The 4,875-nt window shown below is 72.5% G+C and carries 4 protein-coding genes; 3 read left to right on the top strand and 1 reads right to left on the bottom strand.

Annotation, left to right across the window (positions count from 1 at the left end; all coding sequences use genetic code 11):
* Window positions 1-150: 150 nt before the first annotated feature.
* On the bottom strand, window positions 151-819 hold the full coding sequence (locus ACFRMQ_RS38165) for an NAD(P)H-binding protein (RefSeq protein ID WP_380735472.1): 669 nt from the start codon (window positions 817-819) through the stop codon (window positions 151-153).
* A gap of 69 nt (window positions 820-888) precedes the next feature.
* Between ACFRMQ_RS38165 and dxr the strand changes: the two genes are divergently transcribed.
* From dxr to ispG, 3 genes are all read left to right on the top strand, one after another.
* On the top strand, window positions 889-2,130 hold the full coding sequence (gene dxr / locus ACFRMQ_RS38160) for a 1-deoxy-D-xylulose-5-phosphate reductoisomerase (RefSeq protein ID WP_380735470.1): 1,242 nt from the start codon (window positions 889-891) through the stop codon (window positions 2,128-2,130).
* A gap of 107 nt (window positions 2,131-2,237) precedes the next feature.
* Window positions 2,238-3,542: a M50 family metallopeptidase gene (locus ACFRMQ_RS38155; protein WP_380735469.1), complete on the top strand. Its 1,305-nt coding sequence runs from the start codon at window positions 2,238-2,240 to the stop codon at window positions 3,540-3,542.
* A gap of 138 nt (window positions 3,543-3,680) precedes the next feature.
* Window positions 3,681-4,841: a flavodoxin-dependent (E)-4-hydroxy-3-methylbut-2-enyl-diphosphate synthase gene (ispG, locus tag ACFRMQ_RS38150; RefSeq protein ID WP_380735468.1), complete on the top strand. Its 1,161-nt coding sequence runs from the start codon at window positions 3,681-3,683 to the stop codon at window positions 4,839-4,841.
* Window positions 4,842-4,875: the final 34 nt, after the last annotated feature.

The following is a 4,875-nucleotide window of genomic DNA, read 5'->3' as shown; positions in this document are numbered from 1 at the left end:
CTGTGTGGGCGGGGGGGGGGGGGCGGTGGCGCGGGTGTGGTGGGGGGGCCGGGTTCGTCGGTCCACCGGGCCCCTCCGCCCGTCTCCGCCCGTCCGGGTTCCGCCCGCCCCGGTCCCGGGCCCTCCGCCCGTCTCCGCGCCCGGCCGGGCTCAGCCGTCGTGCCCGGCGGCCGCGGCGACCGCCTCCTCGACGGTGGCGTTCCCGGCGACCAGCTCCAGGGTCAGCCCGGCGGTGCCGGGCTCGCGCAGCAGGGCGGCCAGGACGGCGGCCACGTCCTCCCGGTCCACCGCGCCGCGGTCGACCGACGGGGCCAGCCGGACCAGGCCGGTGCCGGGGCCGTCGGTGAGCCGCCCGGGGCGCAGCACCGTCCAGTCCAGCGAGGCGCGGGCCCGGATCGCGTCGTCGGCGGCGCCCTTGGCCCGCAGGTAGGTCTCGAAGACCTCGTCGGCGGGGTGGTGCGCGGCGGCGTCGGCGGCCATCGCCGAGACCATCAGGTACCGGCGGACCCCGGCGAGTTCGGCGGCGTCGGCGAGCAGCACGGCCGCGTCCCGGTCGACGGTGTTCTTGCGGGCGGCGCCGCTGCCCGGTCCGGCGCCGGCGGCGAAGACCACGGCGTCGGCCCCGGTCAGCAGTGCGGCGAGTTGTGCGGCGGTGGTGGCCTCCAGGTCGAGCAGCAACGGCTCGGCGCCGGCGTCGACGAGGTCCTGGGCCTGTTCGGGGCGGCGGATGATCCCGGCGGGGCGCTCGCCTCGGGCGGCGAGCAGCCGTTCCAGGCGGAGCGCGATCTGTCCGTGGCCCCCGGCGATGACGGTACGCATGGTTCCGACGGTAGACCGGGACGCCGGAGGGCGTCCTGGCGAGTGCCGCGAACAGGCCACAATGGGCGCATGACTTCGCTCGCTCACCCGCAGCTGCGCTTCACGCCCACCGTGGCGGACCCCTCCGGCCCCCGAGAGCTGGTGATCCTCGGTTCCACCGGTTCGATCGGCACCCAGGCCATCGACGTGGTGCTCCGCAACCCGGACCGTTTCCGGGTGGTCGCCCTGTCGGCGGCGGGCGGTCGGGTGGAGCTGCTGGCCGAGCAGGCGGTGCGGCTGGGCGTGCACACCGTGGCGGTGGCCGATCCGGCGGCCGAGCCGGCGCTGCGCGAGGCGCTGGCCGCGAAGGCGGCGGGCGGTCCGCTGCCGACCGTGCTGGTGGGCCCGGACGCGGCGACCGAGCTGGCCGCCCTGGAGTGCCACTCGGTGCTGAACGGCATCACCGGCTCGATCGGCCTGCGGCCGACGCTGGCCGCGCTGAAGGCCGGCCGGGTGCTGGTGCTGGCGAACAAGGAGTCGCTGATCGTCGGCGGCCCGCTGGTGAAGGCGGTGGCCGAGCCGGGCCAGATCGTTCCGGTGGACTCCGAGCACGCCGCGCTGTTCCAGGCGCTGGCCGGTGGCACCCGGGCCGAGGTGCGCAAGCTGGTGGTCACCGCCAGCGGCGGTCCGTTCCGCGACCGGACCCGCGAGCAGCTGGCCGGGGTGACCCCGCAGGACGCGCTGGCGCACCCGACCTGGGCGATGGGGCCGGTCGTCACGATCAACTCCGCGACCCTGGTGAACAAGGGTCTGGAGGTGATCGAGGCGCACCTGCTGTACGACGTGCCGTTCGACCGGATCGAGGTCGTGGTCCATCCGCAGTCGGTGGTGCACTCGATGGTGGAGTTCACCGACGGTTCGACCCTGGCCCAGGCCAGCCCGCCGGACATGCGGATGCCGATCGCGCTGGGCATGGGCTGGCCGGACCGGGTGCCGGACGCCGCTCCCGGCTGCGACTGGACCAAGGCCGCCACCTGGGAGTTCTTCCCGCTGGACGACGAGGCCTTCCCCGCGGTCGAGCTGGCCCGCGAGGTGGGCACCCTGGGCGGCACCTTCCCGGCGGTTTTCAACGCGGCCAACGAGGAGTGCGTGGAGGCGTTCCTGAAGGGCCGCCTCGCTTTCACCGGAATCGTGGACACTGTTGCCAAGGTCGTGGCCGAGCACGGTCAGCGGGACGGCGCTTCGGCGGCGGGAACTTCCCTGACGGTGGAGGACGTCCTGCACGCGGAGGACTGGGCGCGTGCCCGGGCCCGCGAGCTGGCGGCCGGCTGACGGTCGGCCGACGGCCCCGGGGCGCCGGCCGTGGTGGTGGGCGCTCCTGGGCCCCAAGAGCAGGTAGGACAAGACGATGAGCGGAGCAGCATGACGGAGGACCAGCGGTGGCAACGGTTTTGACGGTGGTCGGCATCCTGGTCTTCGTCATCGGGCTGCTCGTCTCGATCGCCTGGCACGAGCTCGGCCACCTCTCCACGGCCAAGCTGTTCGGCATCCGGGTGCCGCAGTACATGGTCGGCTTCGGCCCGACCCTCTGGTCGCGCCGGAAGGGCGAGACCGAGTACGGCATCAAGGCCATCCCGTTCGGCGGGTACATCCGGATGATCGGGATGTTCCCGCCGGGCGAGGACGGCCGGATCACCAAGCGCAGCAGTTCGCCCTGGCGGACCATGATCGAGGACGCCCGCGAGGCCTCCTACGAGGAGCTCCAGGAGGGGGACGAGCACCGGCTCTTCTACACCCGCAAGCCCTGGCAGCGCGTCATCGTGATGTTCGCCGGGCCGTTCATGAACCTGGTCCTGGCGTTCGGGCTCTTCCTGACCGTGATGATGGGTTTCGGCGTCAGCATGACCGTGCCGACGATCGGCAGCGTCGAGAAGTGCGTCGTCAAGGCGGGCGCGCCCAGGGACACCTGTCCGGAGGGCGCCCCGCTGACCCCGGCCGCCCAGGCCGGACTGAAGGCGGGCGACAAGGTCCTCTCCTTCGACGGCGACCGGATCCGCACCTACGACCAGCTCCAGGCGGACATCCGCAAGTCGGCGGGCCGGACCGTCCCGGTCGTGGTCGAGCGGGCCGGGGAGCAGCTCACCCTCAACCCGACGATCGCGGTCAACGACGTCCAGAAGTACGACGGCAACAACGTCCCGCTCAAGGGCCAGACCGTCCAGGCCGGGTTCCTCGGATTCACTCCCGCGTCCGGGGTGGTCCAGCTGAGCCTCGGGCAGTCGGTCGACCGGATGTACGACCAGGCCGAGACCGGGGTCAAGGCGCTGGTCGCCCTGCCGGGGAAGATCCCCGGGCTGTGGAACGCCATCGTCGGTGACGCCCCGCGCGACCCGGACTCGCCGATCGGCATGGTCGGCGCCGCCCGGGTCAGCGGCGAGGTCTTCTCGATGGACGTGCCCGCCACCCAGCGGGTCGCGACCGCCGTGTACCTGCTGGCCGGCATCAACCTGTCGCTCTTCCTCTTCAACATGCTCCCGCTGCTCCCGCTGGACGGCGGGCACGTCGCCGGGGCGCTCTGGGAGGCGGTCCGGCGCCGCCTCGCCCGGCTGTTCCGCCGGCCCGACCCGGGCCCGTTCGACGTCGCCAAGCTGATGCCGGTGGCGTACGTGGTGGCCAGCGTGTTCATCGGGTTCACCCTGCTGGTGATGGTCGCCGACCTGGTGAACCCGGTGAAGATCGGTTAACCGCCGTACCGGAGGATGCTCCGGTACGGCGCCTTGCCGTACGGTGGGGGCCGGGTGCGCGATCGTCCGCGCGCCCGGCCTCGGCCGTGTCACGGCCAGGAGGCCGCCCACACCTCAACCTCGGGGAACCCTGCGCACATGACCGCGATCTCGCTCGGTATTCCGTCCCTGCCGCTCAAGCCCCTGGCCAAGCGCCGTCACTCCCGGCAGATCATGGTCGGCAACGTGCCGGTCGGCGGCGACGCCCCGGTGTCGGTGCAGTCGATGACCACCACGGTGACCTCGGACATCAACGCCACGCTCCAGCAGATCGCGCAGCTCACCGCGTCCGGCTGCCAGATCGTCCGGGTCGCCGTGCCGTCGCAGGACGACGCCGACGCGCTGCCGATCATCGCCAAGAAGTCGCAGATCCCGGTCATCGCGGACATCCACTTCCAGCCGAAGTACGTCTTCGCCGCGATCGACGCCGGCTGCGCGGCGGTGCGCGTGAACCCGGGCAACATCAAGGCCTTCGACGACAAGGTCGGCGAGATCGCCAAGGCCGCCAAGGACGCGGGCGTGCCGATCCGGATCGGCGTCAACGCCGGTTCGCTGGACAAGCGCCTGATGGAGAAGTACGGCCGGGCCACCCCGGAGGCGCTGGTCGAGTCGGCGCTGTGGGAGTGCTCGCTGTTCGAGGAGCACGACTTCCGCGACATCAAGATCTCGGTCAAGCACAACGACCCGGTCGTGATGATCAACGCCTACCGCCAGCTCGCCGCCGCGTGCGACTACCCGCTGCACCTCGGCGTGACCGAGGCCGGGCCGGCCTTCCAGGGCACCATCAAGTCGGCGGTCGCCTTCGGCGCGCTGCTGGCCGAGGGCATCGGCGACACCATCCGGGTCTCGCTCTCCGCCCCGCCGGCCGAGGAGATCAAGGTCGGTACCCAGATCCTGGAGTCGCTCGGCCTGCGCGAGCGCGGCCTGGAGATCGTCTCCTGCCCGTCCTGCGGCCGTGCCCAGGTGGACGTCTACAAGCTCGCGGAGGAGGTCACCGCCGGGCTGGAGGGCATGGAGGTGCCGCTGCGGGTGGCCGTCATGGGCTGCGTCGTGAACGGTCCGGGCGAGGCCCGCGAGGCCGACCTCGGGGTCGCCTCCGGCAACGGCAAGGGCCAGATCTTCGTCAAGGGCGAGGTCATCAAGACCGTGCCGGAGTCGAAGATCGTCGAGACCCTGATCGAGGAGGCGCTCAAGCTCGCCGAGCAGATGCAGGCGGAGGGTGTCGAGTCGGGGGCGCCGACCGTCGTCGCGGGGGAGTGACCTCCGTCCAGTCCTGACCGCGCGGGAGGGCCCG

The sequence above is a fragment of the Kitasatospora sp. NPDC056783 genome (assembly GCF_042789895.1).
Lineage (GTDB): Bacteria > Actinomycetota > Actinomycetes > Streptomycetales > Streptomycetaceae > Kitasatospora.
The sequence above is the reverse complement of the archived record's forward strand: the minus strand, read 5'-3'. Positions and strand labels throughout refer to the sequence as shown.

What these genes read in the sequence shown, in the direction of transcription:
- ACFRMQ_RS38165 (WP_380735472.1), bottom strand. Translation starts at nt 819, where the DNA reads ATGCGTACCGTCATCGCCGGGGGCCACGGACAGATCGCGCTCCGCCTG.
- dxr (WP_380735470.1), top strand. Translation starts at nt 889, where the DNA reads ATGACTTCGCTCGCTCACCCGCAGCTGCGCTTCACGCCCACCGTGGCG.
- ispG (WP_380735468.1), top strand. Translation starts at nt 3,681, where the DNA reads ATGACCGCGATCTCGCTCGGTATTCCGTCCCTGCCGCTCAAGCCCCTG.